General features: G+C 70.9%; 13 protein-coding genes. 10 read left to right on the forward strand and 3 right to left on the reverse strand.

What is annotated here, in order from left to right:
* Positions 1–1,231 precede the first annotated feature (1,231 nt).
* The 4 genes from ACFT2C_RS24505 (at position 1,232) to ACFT2C_RS24520 (ending at position 4,891) form a co-directional block, all read left to right on the forward strand.
* Positions 1,232–2,254 (forward strand): glycosyltransferase family 2 protein, encoded by a 1,023-nt coding sequence (locus ACFT2C_RS24505; protein ID WP_377209697.1) that lies wholly within the window; start codon positions 1,232–1,234, stop codon positions 2,252–2,254.
* A 13-nt stretch (positions 2,255–2,267) separates the two neighbouring features.
* Positions 2,268–3,437 carry a glycosyltransferase gene (locus ACFT2C_RS24510; protein WP_377209698.1) on the forward strand — a complete coding sequence of 390 codons (1,170 nt, stop codon included), beginning with the start codon at positions 2,268–2,270 and terminating at the stop codon, positions 3,435–3,437.
* Between the two features lie 107 nt (positions 3,438–3,544).
* A complete protein-coding gene (locus ACFT2C_RS24515) occupies positions 3,545–4,477 on the forward strand; it encodes a lysylphosphatidylglycerol synthase domain-containing protein (RefSeq protein WP_377209699.1) in 933 nt (310 codons plus the stop codon).
* A gap of 51 nt (positions 4,478–4,528) precedes the next feature.
* Positions 4,529–4,891 carry a DUF3499 domain-containing protein gene (locus ACFT2C_RS24520; RefSeq protein WP_377209700.1) on the forward strand — a complete coding sequence of 121 codons (363 nt, stop codon included), beginning with the start codon at positions 4,529–4,531 and terminating at the stop codon, positions 4,889–4,891.
* A 109-nt stretch (positions 4,892–5,000) separates the two neighbouring features.
* Here the strand turns inward: ACFT2C_RS24520 and manA are convergent, their stop codons facing one another.
* On the reverse strand, positions 5,001–6,239 hold the full coding sequence (gene manA, locus ACFT2C_RS24525) for a mannose-6-phosphate isomerase, class I (protein WP_377209701.1): 1,239 nt from the start codon (positions 6,237–6,239) through the stop codon (positions 5,001–5,003).
* A 143-nt stretch (positions 6,240–6,382) separates the two neighbouring features.
* On the opposite strand from manA, the gene ACFT2C_RS24530 reads away from it, so the two are divergent.
* Positions 6,383–7,882: a phosphomannomutase/phosphoglucomutase gene (locus ACFT2C_RS24530; protein WP_377209702.1), complete on the forward strand. Its 1,500-nt coding sequence runs from the start codon at positions 6,383–6,385 to the stop codon at positions 7,880–7,882.
* A 26-nt stretch (positions 7,883–7,908) separates the two neighbouring features.
* Positions 7,909–8,109, forward strand: a complete 201-nt coding sequence (locus ACFT2C_RS24535) for a Trm112 family protein (RefSeq protein WP_377209709.1) — start codon at positions 7,909–7,911, stop codon at positions 8,107–8,109.
* A gap of 20 nt (positions 8,110–8,129) precedes the next feature.
* Here the strand turns inward: ACFT2C_RS24535 and ACFT2C_RS24540 are convergent, their stop codons facing one another.
* Positions 8,130–9,359 carry a polysaccharide pyruvyl transferase family protein gene (locus ACFT2C_RS24540; protein ID WP_377209703.1) on the reverse strand — a complete coding sequence of 410 codons (1,230 nt, stop codon included), beginning with the start codon at positions 9,357–9,359 and terminating at the stop codon, positions 8,130–8,132.
* Positions 9,360–9,363: 4 nt separating this feature from the next.
* Complete coding sequence (locus ACFT2C_RS24545; protein WP_377209704.1) at positions 9,364–10,689, reverse strand: SpoIID/LytB domain-containing protein; 1,326 nt, start codon at positions 10,687–10,689, stop codon at positions 9,364–9,366.
* Between the two features lie 152 nt (positions 10,690–10,841).
* On the opposite strand from ACFT2C_RS24545, the gene ACFT2C_RS24550 reads away from it, so the two are divergent.
* The 4 genes from ACFT2C_RS24550 to ACFT2C_RS24565 all read left to right on the forward strand — a co-directional run bounded on the left by ACFT2C_RS24550 (position 10,842) and on the right by ACFT2C_RS24565 (position 15,833).
* On the forward strand, positions 10,842–11,777 hold the full coding sequence (locus ACFT2C_RS24550) for a hypothetical protein (RefSeq protein ID WP_377209705.1): 936 nt from the start codon (positions 10,842–10,844) through the stop codon (positions 11,775–11,777).
* A gap of 108 nt (positions 11,778–11,885) precedes the next feature.
* Complete coding sequence (locus tag ACFT2C_RS24555) at positions 11,886–13,238, forward strand: polysaccharide pyruvyl transferase family protein (protein ID WP_377209706.1); 1,353 nt, start codon at positions 11,886–11,888, stop codon at positions 13,236–13,238.
* 135 nt (positions 13,239–13,373) lie between these two features.
* The gene (locus tag ACFT2C_RS24560; protein ID WP_377209707.1) at positions 13,374–14,273 is read left to right on the forward strand and encodes a hypothetical protein; all 900 of its coding nucleotides are present in this window, start codon (positions 13,374–13,376) and stop codon (positions 14,271–14,273) included.
* A gap of 153 nt (positions 14,274–14,426) precedes the next feature.
* On the forward strand, positions 14,427–15,833 hold the full coding sequence (locus ACFT2C_RS24565) for a hypothetical protein (RefSeq protein ID WP_377209708.1): 1,407 nt from the start codon (positions 14,427–14,429) through the stop codon (positions 15,831–15,833).
* Positions 15,834–15,891 lie beyond the last annotated feature (58 nt).

Consider the following 15,891-nt stretch of genomic DNA (forward strand, 5'->3'; position numbering starts at 1 on the left):
CGAGGACCAGCGGCGTCCAGACGAGCAGGGCGGACGTCAGCACGAGCGTCGCGACGGTGTACGGATCATTCGGCGGCTGCCGGCCGGCCCACCAGAAGACGTCGGGCAGCCGGGCCCAGGTCACCGGGTCCACCAGGACCGCCCAGACAGGCCGGACCGTGCGGTTCTGGTTCGCCAGCGCCCAGTCGAAGTGCGATCCGGTGATGCTCCCGGTGAGCGTCAGGTTACGGAGGTAGAACCAGCCGCTCGTCGCGAGCACGGTCACCGGCCCGGCCACCGCCAGCGCGACCACCGGGCCCCAGCCGCCCCGGCCCTGCCGGGCGCGGACCGCCCCGGCGACCACAGCGACGGCCGCGACGGTCAGGGCGACGGCGGCCGCCGACAGCCGGGTGAGCGCGGCCGCCGCGGCGACCACGGAGATCAGCACGATCAGCCGCCCGTCCAGCCCGCGCCGGACGGCGGTGCCCACCAGCCCGAGCAGGACTGTCACGCACAGCGCGGCAAGCAGGTCGTTGTACGCGGCGCCGCCGACGTGCGCGACGGCCGCCATCAGGCTCGTCAGGAACGCGGCGAGCACCGGCAGCGCGCTGCCCGGCCGGGTCAGCCGGCGGGCGCTCCACCAGGCGGCGACCACGAAGAGCCCCGACAGGAGCACGTTGACGCCCCGCGCCGCGTAGACGGCGGCGACGGGGTGTCCGGCGTCCGCCAGCGGGCCGACCAGGGGCGCGATCAGCAGGTAGTAGAGGGGCGGGTGCTGCGCCGTCCACTGGACCGGGGCGAGCCAGGCGCCGTCGGGCCGCAGCCGCAGCCCGTCCTCGAAGACGGGGAGTGCGCCGTGCCAGAGCTGGTAGGCGTAGTCGACGTGCGGTGGCTCGTCGCCGGTGGCGTACGGGGCGTCCGCCAGAGCGACGGTCAGCGCCAGCAGGACGGCGGTGAGCGCGCAGGCGAGAACGGCCAGGCGCTCGCCGCCGTGGGATCGCGCCGGAGAGCGGGTCACGCGTGCAGAGTATCCGCGCCCCCATTGCCGATCTCGGCACTGTGATTACGTCCGGGTAACGGTCACTCCATGGCACCTGATGTTCACGCCCTCGTCATGTGCCGTGCTTACCGTTTGTGAAGCCACTCACTGCTTGCCGAGAACTGCTTGCCGAGAACCTCATACCGAAGGCACGGGGCCATGAAGCTGTTCGTGCAGATTCCCTGCTTGAACGAGGAAGAAACCCTTCCTCTGGTGCTTGCCACGATTCCGCGGGACATCCCGGGGATCGACGAGATCGAGATCCTGGTCGTCGACGACGGGTCCACCGACGACACCGTCGAGGTGGCACGCCGCCTGGGCGTGCGCCACTTCGTGCACCACACGCGGAACATGGGGCTGGCCCGGTCGTTCAGGGACGGCGTCGACTACGCGCTGCGGCACGGCGCCGACATCGTGGTGAACACCGACGGCGACAACCAGTACCCGCAGGAACGGATCGGCGACCTGGTGATGCCCGTGGTGCTGGGCGACGCCGACATAGTGATCGCCGACCGGCAGACCGGCACCATCGAGCATTTCTCCCCGCTGAAGAAGACGCTGCAGAAGGTGGGCAGCGACGTGGTGAACTTCGCCGCGGGAACCGATCTGCCCGACGCCGCGAGCGGATTCCGCGCCTACTCGCGCGGGGCGTTGTTGCGGCTCAACGTCGTCACGCAGTTCAGCTACTGCATGGAGACGATCATCCAGGCCGGGAACCAGCGGCTGCGGATCCAGAGCCTGCCGGTCACCACCAATGCGAAGACGCGCGAGTCGCGGCTCTTCACGAGCATGTGGCAGCACATCGCCAAGTCGGGCCAGGCCATCAGCCGGTCCTACGTGATGTACAAGCCGCACGCGGTGTTCCTCACGCTCGGCCTCGTCTTCGCGCTCGGCGCGGCGGTGCCGTTCGGCCGGTACGCGGTGCTCCTCGCGACGGGCACCCCCGGGCAGCACCTCCAGTCGATAGTGCTCGGGGCGACCTCCATGGTCGGGGCGCTGCTCAGCCTCGCCCTGCTCGTGCTCGCCGACCTGCAGCGCACCAACCGGGTGCTGCTCGAGGACACGCTCGAGCGCCTCAAGGAGGTGCAGTACGGCCTGACGGCGGCGCCGGCGGCGCCCAATGGCGCGCCGGAGAACCGGCGGTCGTCCGGCGGGAACCGGCCCGGTCCGGTGGACCGGGCTCGGCCGGTCGGGGCCGGCGACACCGGCCTCGCGGACGTCCCGGCGGCCGTGTAGTGGCGGCCGCGTCGTGATCGCCTTCGGCACGTACGACGCCGCACGACACCCCCGCATCGCCGTCCTCGTCGCCGGGCTGCGCGCCCACGGGACCAAGGTGACCGAGCTGAACCGGCCCCTCGGCCTGACCACCGCCGAGCGGGTCCGCATGCTCCAGCAGCCGTGGCGGCTGCCCGTGCTCGCCGGCCGCCTGCTGCGGCGCTGGGCCGGCCTGGTCGGTGACGCCGTCCGGCTGCGGCGTGCTGACGGGCGGCCCGGGGCCGTGCTCGTCGGATACCTGGGGCACTTCGACGTGATCCTGGCGCGGCTGCTGTACCCGCGCTCGGTGGTGGTGCTCGACCACCTGGTCTTCGCGGGGGACACCGCCGCCGACCGCGGGGCCGCCGGCCTGCGCGTCCGGCTGCTGAGCGGCCTGGACCGGCTGGCCGTCGCGTGCGCCGACGTCGTCGTGACCGACACGGAGGAGCACCGGCTGATGCTCCCCGACCCGGACAAGGGCGTGGTCGTGCTGGTCGGTGCGCCGGACGCGTGGCGGACGGCGGCATCGTCGGCCCCGCTGGTCGAGCCTGTCGAGACCCCGGTGGTTGAGCCTGTCGAAACCAGGGTCTCGACAAGCTCGACCAGCGACGGGCCGACCAGCGCGGAGCTTTCCGTCGTCTTCTTCGGGCTCTACACCCCGCTGCAGGGCGCTCCCGTCATCGCCGAGGCCGTGCGCGATGCCGTCGCGGCGGGCGCGCCGCTGCGCGTCACTATGGCCGGCGCCGGCCAGGACCTGCCCCGGACGCGCGAGATCCTGGCGCGTACGCCTGGCGTGACCTGGCACGACTGGGTCGAGCCCGACGAGCTGCCCGCCCTCGTCGCCGGCCACCAGGTCTGCCTCGGCATCTTCAGCGACACCCCGAAGGGCCTCCGGGTCGTGCCGAACAAGGTGTACCAGGGGCTCGCGGCGGGCTGCGTCGTCATCACGTCGGACACCCCGCCGCAGCGCCGGGCCGTGGGGGAGAGCGTCGAGCTGGTCCCGGCGGCCGATCCCAAGGCACTCGCCGCCCGGCTCGCCGAGCTCTGCGACCCCGCGGCGCTCGCCGCCGCGCGGGAACGCGCGGCGCGCGGCCGCGACCGGATCCGCCCGCAGGTGGTCACGGAGCCGCTGGCCGCCGAGCTGCGCCGGCGAGGTGTGCTGTGACGACGGGCCGCGCGGGGACGAGGGGCACTGTGACGACGGGCCGCGCGGGGACGAGGGGCGGAGCCCCGACGAGAGCCGGCCGCCCGCCCGTCCGGGGCGCCCTCCGGATGCTCCGCTCGCCGTGGGCGCGGTGGGGTTTCCTCGTGATCGCGCTGGCGCTGGCCGTCTGGTACGTGCTGGGCAACCGCGAGCCGCTGCTCCGGGCAGCGGCCGGCCTGTCCGGGACCGAGGTCGCCCTCGTTGTCGTCCTCGGGGTCCTGTATGTGTGGTGCACGCTGCTGGCCTGGCGCGCCGTGCTCGCCGACCTGGGCTCGCCCCTGTCGCTGCGGCGTGCCGTCGCGGTGTTCGGCGTCAGTCAGCTCGGCAAGTACGTGCCGGGCGGCGTCTGGAACGTGGTGGCCGCCGCGGAGGTCGGCGCGGGGCACAGCGTGCCGCGCGGCCGGTCGGCGGCGTCGATGCTGGTGGCGGTCGCCGTATCGGTCGCCTCGGGCGCGGCGGTGGGCGCGGTCGCGCTGCCGTTCGTCTCGGCGGGCGCGCTGGGCGCGTGGTCGTGGGTGGTGTGGGCGGCGCCCGCCGTCGTGGTGGTGCTGGCCCCGCCCGTGCTCAACCGGCTCATCGGCCTGGCCGTGCGGGTGGCCCGGCGCGGCGCGCTCGAGCACCCGCTGACCTGGGGCGGCCTGGGCCGCGCGGCCGCCTGGTCGGTCGCGGGGTGGCTCGTCGCCGGGCTGCAGCTCTGGGTGCTCTGCACGGGTCTGGGCCTGCCCCCGACCGCGCGGACGTTCGCCCTGGCGACCGGCGGCTGGGCGCTCGCGTGGACCGCCGGGTTCCTGTTCGTGGTCGCGCCGGCCGGCGCCGGCGTGCGCGAGCTGGTCCTCGCGGGTGTGCTCGCCGGGGCGCTGTCCGGGCCGGCCGCGGGCCTCGCCGTGCTGGTCAGCCGGGTCGTCCTGACGCTCGTCGACCTGGCCTTCGCGGGCGCGGGGCTCCTGCTCGCTCGCGGGGTGCGCCCGAACGCCGTCGAACCCCCGCCGATACGGCCGTGAACGCCCGGCGTGTTCGGCACGTTATGCCCGGTCAGGGCGTAGTCTCGGCGCGTGAGATCGGTGAGACAGTGTTCGCGCTCGGCCTGTACCAACGCGGCCGTAGCGACGCTCACGTATGTGTACGCGGATTCGACAGCCGTACTAGGTCCGCTTGCGCACCTGGCCGAGCCCCACAGCTACGACCTGTGCGCTCAGCACGCCGAGCGGCTGACGGCGCCGCGCGGGTGGGAGGTGGTCCGCCTCATGCCCGAGTTCGAGGACGCCGGGCCGAGCCCCGACGACCTGTCCGCCCTGGCCGACGCCGTGCGTGAGGCCGGACGGGTACGCCGCCCGGCCGAGCCGTCGTCGGTCACGGAGACGGCGCGCCGAGGCCACCTCCGAGTCCTCCGCGCCGACAACGACTCCACCGCCTGACCCCGAACGCCGAAGTAGAGCGTGCGTCCGGACGCACGCTCTATCTCGCCGAAGCGAGGCTGCCGAAGTAGAGCGGGTGTCCGGACGCACGCTCTACTTCGGCGATCTGTTACGGGACCCAGGCGCAGACCGCGTGGCCCGCGCCCGAGAGCTCCAGGTTGCCCGCGTCGTGCGGGACGAAGACGGAGTCGCCCTGGACGAGGCGCTGCGGCCCGTCCTCGGACCGGTCCGCGGCGAGCTTCAGCTCGCCGTCGAGGCACAGCAGGATGCGGGGGCCCGTGGCGGGCAGCGCGATGGGCTCGGTCGGGTCGACGTCGGCCGTCGTGAGCGCGAACTCCGTGACCGGCACGCGGTAGGTGTGCACCTGCCCGCGGCTACCCGCCGTCGTCATCTCCGGGATGGACGGCTGCTGCGGGGCGAACGACGTGCAGGCGACGAGGTTCTCCTCGTCCACGAGCTTGGTGGTGAGCCCGGCGCGCAGCACGTTGTCGGAGCTGGCCATGATCTCGATGCCCAGCCCGGACAGGTAGGCGTGCACCACGCCCGCCGGCGTGAACGCCGCCTCGCCGGGCTCCAGCGAGAACCGGTTGAGCATGAGGGACGCGATCGCGCCCGGGTCGCCGGGGTGCTGCTCGGCGAGGTCGACCACCGTGCGGTCGGCGCGCTCGAACGGCGAGCCGGCCGCCAGGCGGGCCCGCACGGAGTCGAGGGTGGTCTGGATGTCGGCAGTGCTGGCATCGGAGGCGCGTGCCGAAAGAAGATGGTTGAACGCCGCGCGCATGCCGTCGTGGCTGCGGTCGCGCAGCAGCGCCGTGCGGACGCCGTCCACGAGGTCGCCCGTCAGGCCGTCCAGGACGTCGAGGATGGTGCGCGGCGTCCGGAAGCCCGCGAGCCCCTCGAACTGCGACAGCGCGACGATCATCTCGGGCTTGTGCTGGTCGTCCTTGAACGACCGCTTCGGCGAGGTCAGCGGCAGGCCGGCCTTGTTCTCCCGCGCGAAGCCCTCCCGGGCCTGGCGCGGCGACGGATGCACCTGGAGGGACAGCGCCTTGCCCGCGGCCAGGACCTTCAGCAGATACGGCAGGCGCGGACCGAACTGCTCCGCCACGCGGTGGCCGAGCGTCTGCACGGGCGCCTCGCGGACCAGGCGGTCGAGCGCGACGTCCTCGTCCCCGACCAGGCTGACCGACGGCGCGCTGGCGTGCGCGCCGAGCCACAGCTCGGCCTGCGGGCCCCCGTCCGGCTCGTTGCCGAGCAGATGTGGGATCGATTCGACGGACCCCCAGTCATACCGCTGAATCGTGTTCGTCAGTGGCAGGGGCGCATGGAACTGGGCAACGGCAAGCACGGCGCAAGGATAGCCCGACGAAACGGCCTGATTCTGGAGTTTGTCTGCGCGGACAGGGATGTCCGGGCCGGACGCCGTCCGGGCGGGCACCCAGAGGGGGTGAGGACGATGCATCTGCCCGCCCGGCTCCGTAGGCTGTCGGGGTGGCCATCGACCTGAGTTCCCTCGTCAAGGCGTACGACGTGCGCGGTGTGGTTCCCGATCAGCTCTCCCCGGAGGTGGCGCGGGCGTTGGGGGCCGCGTTCGCGCGGGTGGTGGTGCTGCCCGACGCCGGTGCAGACGACGCCGGTGCCGACGACGCCGGTGCCGCGTCCGAGCGGCCGGGTGTGGTGATCGGCCGCGACATGCGTGACTCCGGCCCGGAGCTGGTGGACGCCTTCGCCGCGGGGCTCACGGCCGCAGGCGTGGACGTGACGCTGATCGGTTTGTGCTCCACGGACGGCCTCTACTTCGCGTCGGGGCAGCTCGACCGCCCGGGCGCGATGTTCACCGCGAGCCACAACCCGGCGCAGTACAACGGGATCAAGCTGTGCCGCTCGGGCGCCCGCCCGGTGGGACAGGAGACCGGGCTCGCGCAGATCCGGGACCTGGCGCAGGGCTACCTCGATGACGCGCTCCCGCAGCCAGTGGCCGAGCCCGGCCAGATCGCCGAGCGCGATCTCCTGGCGGACTACGCGAGCTTCCTTCGGTCGCTGGTGGACCTGTCCGGGATCCGGCCGTTGAAGGTCGTGGTCGACGCCGGTAACGGCATGGCGGGCCTGACCGCGCCCGCCGTCCTGCAGGAGGCGGCCGGCCTGGCCGGGCTGCCGCTGGACGTGGTGCCGCTGTTCTTCGAGCTGGACGGGTCGTTCCCCAACCACGAGGCGAACCCGCTGGAGCCGTCCAACCTGATCGACCTGCAGGCCGCCGTCGTCGCGAACGAGGCCGACCTCGGGCTGGCGTTCGACGGCGACGCCGACCGGTGCTTCGTCGTCGACGAGCGTGGCGGCGCGGTCTCGCCGTCGGCCGTCACCGCCCTGGTGGGGCTGGCGGAGGTGACCAAGGAGCTGGCAACGGGCCGCACGCCGACGGTGATCCACAACCTGATCACGTCCCGCGCGGTCCCGGACCTGCTGTCGGCGGCCGGCGCGACCACGGTCCGCACCCGCGTGGGCCACTCCTTCATCAAGGCGCAGATGGCGCAGCACGGCGCGGTGTTCGGCGGGGAGCACAGCGCGCACTACTACTTCCGCGACTTCTGGTACGCGGACACCGGCATGCTCGCGGCGCTGCACGTGCTGGCCGCGGTCGGCACGCAGGACCACACGATGTCGGAGCTGGCGGAGATGTTCGAGCCGTACGTGGGCTCGGGCGAGATCAACTCGACGGTGTCCGACGCCGCGGCCGCGACCGAACGGGTGCTGGACGCCTACCGTGCGGCGTATCCGGGGATCGTGGTGGACACGCTGGACGGGGTTACGGTGTCGCACTGGGAGTCCCACCCGCAGTGGTGGTTCAACCTGCGCGCGTCCAACACCGAGCCCCTGCTGCGGCTCAACGTCGAGGCCGCCGACCAGGACATCATGGAGAAGGTACGCGACGACGTCCTGTCGCTCGTACGGGAGACGGCCGACGGCATGGCCGAAGGAGAAGAGACATCGTGAGCACTGGCAAGGAGAGCACTGGCAAGGTGAGCGCTGCCAAGACCGAGGCGCTGGAGCCGTGGGTCCGCGAGATCCTGCGCTGCCCCGTGACCGGGGCGACCCTGGTCGACGGCGTCGGGCCGGACGGCGCGCCCGAGCTGCACTCGACCGACGCCGAGCGCCCGCTGGCCTACCCCGTGCGTGACGGCATCCCGGTGCTGCTGGTCGACGACGCGCGCGAGCTCTGAGCGGGCGTTCCCCGACCAGGTCAGCCGCGTGTGGGGGCCTCGGTGATCGCCCTGGTGAAGTCGGTGACCACGCGGCGGCCGTTCGACCGCGCGCTGCGCGACACCCGGCGACGCACCGCAGCGTTCGCGTAGCCGAGCACGACCTCGGCCAGGTGGGCGCCCTGCTTCCTGCCGCCGGTGAAGAAGGGCTCCTCGACGACCTCCCCGCCGAACGGGACGACCTCGTACAGCGAGCGTGTCTTGTGCGAGTTGGACGTCATGAGCACGAACGGCGTGCCGCCCAGCGACGCCAGGATGCTCGGGTGGTAACGGCCCGAGACCAGGGCTGTCGCGTTCCAGAGCAGCCGGGAGGCGGCGCTGAGCGGCACCTTGGGGTCGACGACGCGGACGATCCCGGTGCCGTCCAGGGTGGCGGCGAGCTTGCGGTCGGGTTCGTCGGTGCCGGCGAAGACCGTCTCGACGCCGCGCGCCGCGAGCTGGGCGGCGAACGCGATCATCGTGGTGCGGAACCGGGCATGGTTGATCCGGTAGCGCGAGGTCCCGGAGACGACGACGTAGGGCCGGCGCTCGACGAGCAGACGCTGGACCGAGACGGGCAGCCCCTCGGTCTCCGGTGAGAACGCGTCGCGCCGCGCGAGGTCGGTGCGCGCGTACGGCGCCCAGGAGAACAGCGCGTCCGGGGTCCACGTCGCGTCCAGGCCCGGGAAGAGCTCGCGGTGCAGGGCGAGGCTGTGGGGGTCTCGGTACACGATCGAGTCACAGAGCTCGAGCGTGGCTCCGACCTGGTCGATGATGAGCTGCTCGTGATCCGGCCGGATCGGCCCGTGGGAGAGGATCGAGTTGAGCAGGTGGACGGGCTTGCCGAGCTTCTTGGCGGCGCGGATGGTGGCCAGCGTTCGCAGGAGAGTGAGGCGCTCCGTCAGGATGAGGTCGCCCTCGCCGTTCACGACCAGTTCGTCGGCCCCCTCCAGCATGTCGTGCAGCTCCATCAGCAGGGCTGACGCGCCGCCCGGCGGCGAGGCGATCTCGGTGGCGATGTCGTCCACCAGGTGGAACGCGCTCCGGCCCGGCGTCTTGTAGTCGTGCTCCGTGAGCTGCTGAAGGATGTGCGGTGCCCCGATCGCCGACTCGATCCGGCGTCCGGCGGAACCCTCGATGATCCGGCCGAGCGCGAGGCTGGTGGACCGTCCACCCCAGTTCGACCGGGTGAGTGGGTCGTGCAGGCGATAGACACAGCTCTTTGTGGGCACGGCTTCAATCCGCTCGAATGTTCGTGAACCAGGACGACGGCACGCTGCCCGCGACCGTGTGGGGGCCGACCAGCGACCGGATCTTGTCGGCCTTGCCGGAGATGCTCTCGGTGTGCCCGTTCGGGGCCGTCGCCACCAGCGTCCGGGCCTGACCGCTCGAGTACTTGTCGGTCACCCTGATCGACTCGACCCGGTCCAGCCCGAACAGGTCCTGCGCCTCGGCCTGACTGATCGCCCGCTGCCAGCTCGCGTAGCCGTTGCCCGGGGCCGCCGCCGAGTACGGGTCCGCGACGGACCGCTCGTACGGGACCACCGACGACCACACGTCCTCGGAGTTCGCGGTGCGACCGCCGCTCGACGAGTAGTAGTGGGCTGCGACCGTCCTGCCGCCGTAGGTCAGCACGCTCCCGCTGGTGAGCGAGGCGGTGGTGGAGTTGACGGCACTGCGCCAGTACTCGCTCGCGAAGCCCGACGCGTGCTTCCAGCCGGAGAACTGCTGATCCCGCACGTCGTCCACGACATGGCACTCGCAGACCGAGTTCAGGCGCCCCATCCGCAGCGCCGCGTAGGAGCGCGCGACGACGGCCTGGGCGCGCAGCGCCTGCTGCCCGCCGGTGGTGCCCCACGACGCGGGCATCTCGGCGAGGCCGTACAGGTACTGGGTGTTGAACCGCAGCCGGTTCACGATGTTCGGCACGCCCTCCGACGCGCTCAGCAGCAGCCGCCCGTCCCGGTACCAGCCGTGCGCGCCCGCGATGGTCACCGTCGCCGGGCCGGCGTCCGGCCGGAAGTAGGGGGTGCCCGCCCACTGCAGCACCATCCGGTCGCGCGTGATCGTGCGGCCGCTCGGGACACGCACCACGACGTCGCCCCTCGACGTCGACACGCCCAGCGTGCCCGACGGGCCGTGGGCGACGGTGCGCTCGCCCACGAGCAGCCGCCACCCGCCGTCGTGCACGGTGACCTTCGTGGCGGCCGTGTCCGCGTAGCCGGAGAAGGAGTACGGCTCCGGGCCGTACACCTGGACGTCGATCAGCGCCATGGTGGGGACCCGCGCGGCCGCCGAGCCCTGGTAGTAGTGGGCGAGGATCCCCGTGGCGGAGCTGCCATGGCGGGACATCTCGTAGGCGCCGTACTGCGGCATCCCGATGCCGTGCCCGTAGCCGGAGCCGGTGATGACGAACTTGTCCGGCACATCCGCGGACGCGGTGCGCGGCGCCGCGACGACCGTCGCGATGGCCAGGACAAGGGCCAGCACCAGGGTCAGGAGCAGGTGGCCCCAGCGGTGCGGTCGGTCGGTGTCAGCTTCGGTGTCAGCTCGATTGCTCATAGTGCTCCCATTTCCTTCCGGTCACTGTGCATCACCGGGGCACAGTCGGCACGTCGGCGGAGTGGTGCAGCCGCCGACCATGCACTTCACGGAAGGGGTGATCTTCGCCTGTATCCTCGTGGGCGTTCATCTGTCCCGAAAGGTTGGATTCCGTGAAGCACCTCGTCCTGCACGTCGGCGCACACAAGACCGGTACGACGCTGGTGCAGAAGGCACTGCAGACGAACCGGGAGGCGTTCGCCAAGCGCGGCTACGACGTCCTTGTCCGCAACGAGTACGAGAACCTCACGGAGGGCTACCACTCGCGATGGCGTCGGCAGGCCGGAAGCCTGGGCAACGTCACGAAGGCCTTCGAGATGGTTCGCGACGCAGCGACCCACGACAGCCTGGTCATCTCGCACGAGGACCTCCTGGCCTCGGTGCACTCGTTCCGGACCGGACCCCTGTACGCGCCCGCGGACAACGTCCTGCGGATCGCGCACAAGGTGCTGGAGCCGGAGCGCACCACAGTGCTGCTCTACGTGCGCCGCCAGGACCGGTTCGTCGAGAGCTCCTACCTCCAGACGGTCCGGGTGGGCTCGACCAAGTCCTTCGCGGAGTTCATGGAGCCGGTGACGACGGAGAACCTGCGCTGGGACAGCCTGGTCGAGAAGATCAAGGAATCGATCCCCGCCGACTCCGAGGTGCGGGTCAACTACTTCGAGGGCATCAAGGAGCTCCGCTCACGGCCGTTCGTGCGCGAGTTCTTCCAGCAGACCGGCGTGGGCGTCGTCCCGAAGTTCCCGTTCAACACTGAGGCGGTCAACCGCGGGTACTCTGAAGCGGCGCTGAAGCTGGCGCTCGTCGGCAACGGCGAGCTCGAGACAGGCGACCGGCGCAAGCTGCGCCTGTTCCTCGACGCCAACTTCTCCAACGTGACGCACCCTTCGCCGTTGCTCTTGACCAAGGAGCAGCGTGAGGAGATGCTGGCCGCTCTCGCGCCGTCGAACAAGGCGCTGCACGAGATGATCACCGGCGGCCTCTCGAAGGACGCGGTGGACCTCAAGGTGAATGCGGGCGAGTCGCCCTATCTCCCCAGCGGAAAGTGACTCGACCGCTCGATGACGTCCTGCCGTCCCCGGACGGCGGGCTTGGCAGATCTGACCACAGTGATCAAGGATGGTGCCCGTGCACTACAAGAACCGGCGCGTGACACGATGAAGCGACTTCGACTGTTCCATTTCGACATCAAGACCTATGGCAACTACGGCGACACCCTGCTGTTCGAGACCGTGCGCGAGCTCTTCGAGGGCTTCGCGGGCGGGGACGCCTTCGAGGTCGTCCAGAGCCGGCAGCTGCGTGACGCCGTCACACCACGTCTGGTCGACTACATCAACGAGAACGTCGATGCCGTCGTCGTCGGCGGTGGTGGCCTCTTCCTCAGCGACACGAACCCGAACCAGCGCTCCGGCTGGCAGTGGAACATCTCGCTGGACCTGCTGCGTCGCATCGAGAAGCCGCTCATCATCTTCGCGGTCGGCAACAACCGCTTCATCGACCAGGCGGACTTCGCGGACCCGTTCCGCGAGCACGTGAACCTGACGCTCGAGAAGTCGGTGTTCTTCGGCCTGCGCAACCACGGTTCGGTCGAGACGATCAAGGAATACATCGACGAGAAGAACCGGGACCGGGTCACGTACCAGCCCTGCCCGACGACGCTGTCGTCCTTCCTGTACCCCGACCTGTTCAAGGCCGAGATCCCGCACGAGCGCCGCATCGCCGCCCACTCGATCGTGGGCAAGCGCCAGGCGCGGGCCGGCTTCGACGCGGAGAGGATCTACACCGACCAGGTCGACGTCCTGGAGAAGCTCTCCGGCGAGGGCTGGCAGGTCGAGGGCGTGCCGCACGCACGCGCCGACATGGGCTTCCACGACCAGCTCACCGAGCGCGGCATCGTGAGCAGCGAGCACGTCCTGTGGGGCAACCGTGACGTGCTGTACCAGGGCATCGAGTACTTCGCCGACCTGCCGATCATCCTCGGTACGCGTGGTCACGCGCAGATGGTCCCGTTCGGCATGGGCACCATCCCGCTGTCCCTGTACGTGCACCACAAGATCCGCTACTTCGCCACGGACATCGGTCACGCGGACTGGGCTATCGACCCGCGCGCGGACGACTTCCAGGGCACCCTGTACAAGACGATCAACGAGGCCCACGAGCGTCAGCCGGAGCTGCGCAAGGAGCTCGCCGACGTCCGCCAGGGCTTCTTCGACACGTCGTTGAACAACCTCGCCGGGATCTACAAGAGCCTGACGGGCGAGACGGTCACGCCGTCGTTCCGCGCGCTGACGCCGCCGGAGCGCCGCACCGCGGCGCGGCTGTACGACGTCTCCATGCGCTACGACAAGCTCGAGCAGGACAACGGCCGGATCAAGCGCGAGCTGACCAAGGCGCGCAAGGACCTCGACGCCCTCGAGGTCGCAGGCGTCGACGGGCCGCGCCGTTCGTCGGTGACGGCCGGCCTGCGGCGCAGGCTGCGCCCGCTGCGCAAGCGGCTCGCGGGCAGCTGACCGACCGGAAGCGCCGAGGTGGTCACCCGACCGCCTCGGCGCTTCGGCGCGTCCGGATGGTACGGGAGGCTTCGGGCGGGTGAAGTCTCCCGGAGCCTGAGAATCCGCGGTCGCCACCGCGTAGTGTCCGATTCCATGGAACATCTCGTGCTGCACGCGGGAGCCGCGAAGACCGGCACGACCCTGGTGCAGAAGGCACTCAACGCCAACCGGGACGCGTTCGCCTCCCGTGGCTACACGGTGCTCGTCCGGCACGACTTCGAGACCGCCACCGGCGGGGCGCACGCGCACTGGCGCCGGCAGGGTGCCGGCATCAGCAATGTCAGGGTCGGCTTCCAGCGCCTGCGGGACCAGCTCGAGCAGGAGAACCTGGTGCTCTCGCACGAGGACCTGTTCGCGACGGTGGCGTCCTTCCGCACGGGGCCGATCTACGGGCCAGCGCCCGAGGTGCTGCGCATCGCGCAGGAGGAGTTCCGGCCCGAGCGGACCACGCTCCTGTTCTACGTGCGCCGCCAGGACCGGTTCGTGGAGAGCGCCTACCTGCAGCTGGTCCGGATGGGCTCCACCCTCACGTTCGAGGAGTTCATGGAGCCGGTCACCGAGGAGCGCCTGCGCTGGGACGTCCTGGTCGACCAGATGCGGGACGCGCTGCCCGACGGCGCCGAGATCAGGATCAAGTACTTCGAGAGCATCAAGGACCTCAAGGCGCGGGGCTTCGTGCGGGACTTCTTCGCGGCGACCGGCGTGGGCGTCGTCCCGAAGTTTCCCTTCAACACCCAGAGCGTCAACCGCGGCTACTCGGACATAGCCCTCCAGCTCGCGCTCTTCGGCAATGCCCTGCTGGAGAAGGACGACTCGCGCAAGCTGCGCCACTTCCTGGACGACAACTTCTCCAACCTGACGCACCCGGCGCCGCGACTCCTCACGCCGGAACAGCGGGACGAGCTGCTCACCGCGCTGCTGCCCTCGAACAAGGCGCTGCACGACATGATCGGTGCGGACGGCCCGTCGCCGTACGTCCCCGACGCCCTGTAGCTCCGCCGCTCGACGGGGCTGCCGCTCGGCGTCGCCTCGCTCGACGGCGTCGCCGCGCCGAACCGGCACACGGTTGTTACTCTGCGAATCGGGGGCGGTCCCACCGCAAGTCCCACCGCAAGGGTGCGGTCCCACCGTGCGAAGTGAGGGACGATGAATCGTCAGCGGCTTCTCCATCTCGATCTCAAGACCGTCTACAGCTACGGGGATCAGCTGCTCTTCGAGCTTGTCCGGCAGTCGTTCAACGCCTGGGGCGGCGGAGACTACTTCGAGGTGACGCGAACCAGCCCGTTCCGTGAGGCGGCCACCAGCTCGTTCGTGGACGACGTCAACGAGAACTTCGACGCTGTGGTCATCGGCGGGGGCGGGATCTTCCCGCGGCGCAACAACGCCACCGCCGCCTCCGGCTGGCAGTGGAACATCACGACGGACCTGCTGAAGCGGCTGAGGAAGCCGATCATCGTCTTCGGTGCGGGCAATCCCGCCCAGTTCGAGCCGGAGCGGCACAACCAGGTCTTCCGGAAGCACATCAACCAGACGATGTCGCAGAGCATCTTCTTCGGGCTGCGCTCGTCCGGCGCCGTGGACGACATGCGGGCATGGCTGGACGACCCCGCCTCGGCGCCGCAGCTGACCATGCAGCCGTGCCCTACGACCATCGGCAGGGTGCTGCTCCCGCGTGCCGTCGGTGCCGAGACCCTGCCGGACAAGCGGATCGGCATCCAGGTCGGCCTCGAGGCGGCCCACGTCGACTCCGGGCTCGAGCCCGGCGCGATCTTCCCGCAGCTGCGTGACCTGATCGCCAAGCTCCAGGCGGACGGCTGGGACGTCGAGTTCCTGGGCCACAAACGCGCGGACATGAAGTTCTTCCAGGAGTACGGCGCAGACCTCGGGCTGACCGGGCGCGCGCTGTTCGGGAGCACGAAGATGCTGTTCGAGGGTGTGCGGCACTACGCGCGGCTGCCAATCGTCCTGGGCGCCCGCGGACACTCGCAGATGATCCCGTTCGGTCTGGGCAACATCCCGCTGTCGCTGAGCACCAACAACAAGATCAGGTACTTCGCGCAGGAGATCGGGCACCCCGAGTTCCTGATCGACCCGTGGCAGGGCGACTTCGCGAGTGCGGCGCTCACGCAGATCAACGCGGCGGAGGCGCACCGCGCGACGCTGCGCACGGAGCTCGCCGCGACGCAGCAGCGCTTCGTCGACACAACGACCAGCAACCTGTCGACGATCTACGAACGACTGACCGGCGACCGGGTGGTCGCGGACCTCGTGCCCTACAGCGATCGCGAGCTCAGCCTCGCCCAGGCGGACTACGACGACGACTACGAGCGCCGCCGGCTCGTCGAGGAGGGGGCGGCGCACGCGGAGCCGCGCGACTTCGCCCGGCTGTTCGAGCGACTGGAGCGCGACATGGGCGAGATCAAGGCAGAGCTGACCGGGGCGCGCGGAGCCCTCAAGCCCGCCGGTGGCCACAGCGGGCTGACGCTGCCCGCCGGCGTGCGCCGCCGGCTGCGGCCGCTCCGCCGCCTACGCGACCGCCTCGTCGGCACGTGAGCTAGTTCCGCGAAGTAGAGCGCCTGTCCGAGCCTCCCTGGTGTTGTCAGGGAGACTC

The organism is Promicromonospora sp. NPDC057138, assembly GCF_042670845.1.
GTDB lineage: Bacteria > Actinomycetota > Actinomycetes > Actinomycetales > Cellulomonadaceae > Promicromonospora.

Bases quoted from the DNA above. Each gene is read 5' to 3' on its own strand.
- ACFT2C_RS24560 (WP_377209707.1), top strand. From the start codon at position 13,374: ATGGAACATCTCGTGCTGCACGCGGGAGCCGCGAAGACCGGCACGACC.
- ACFT2C_RS24515 (WP_377209699.1), top strand. From the start codon at position 3,545: ATGCTCCGCTCGCCGTGGGCGCGGTGGGGTTTCCTCGTGATCGCGCTG.
- ACFT2C_RS24545 (WP_377209704.1), bottom strand. From the start codon at position 10,689: ATGAGCAATCGAGCTGACACCGAAGCTGACACCGACCGACCGCACCGC.
- ACFT2C_RS24565 (WP_377209708.1), top strand. From the start codon at position 14,427: ATGAATCGTCAGCGGCTTCTCCATCTCGATCTCAAGACCGTCTACAGC.
- ACFT2C_RS24555 (WP_377209706.1), top strand. From the start codon at position 11,886: ATGAAGCGACTTCGACTGTTCCATTTCGACATCAAGACCTATGGCAAC.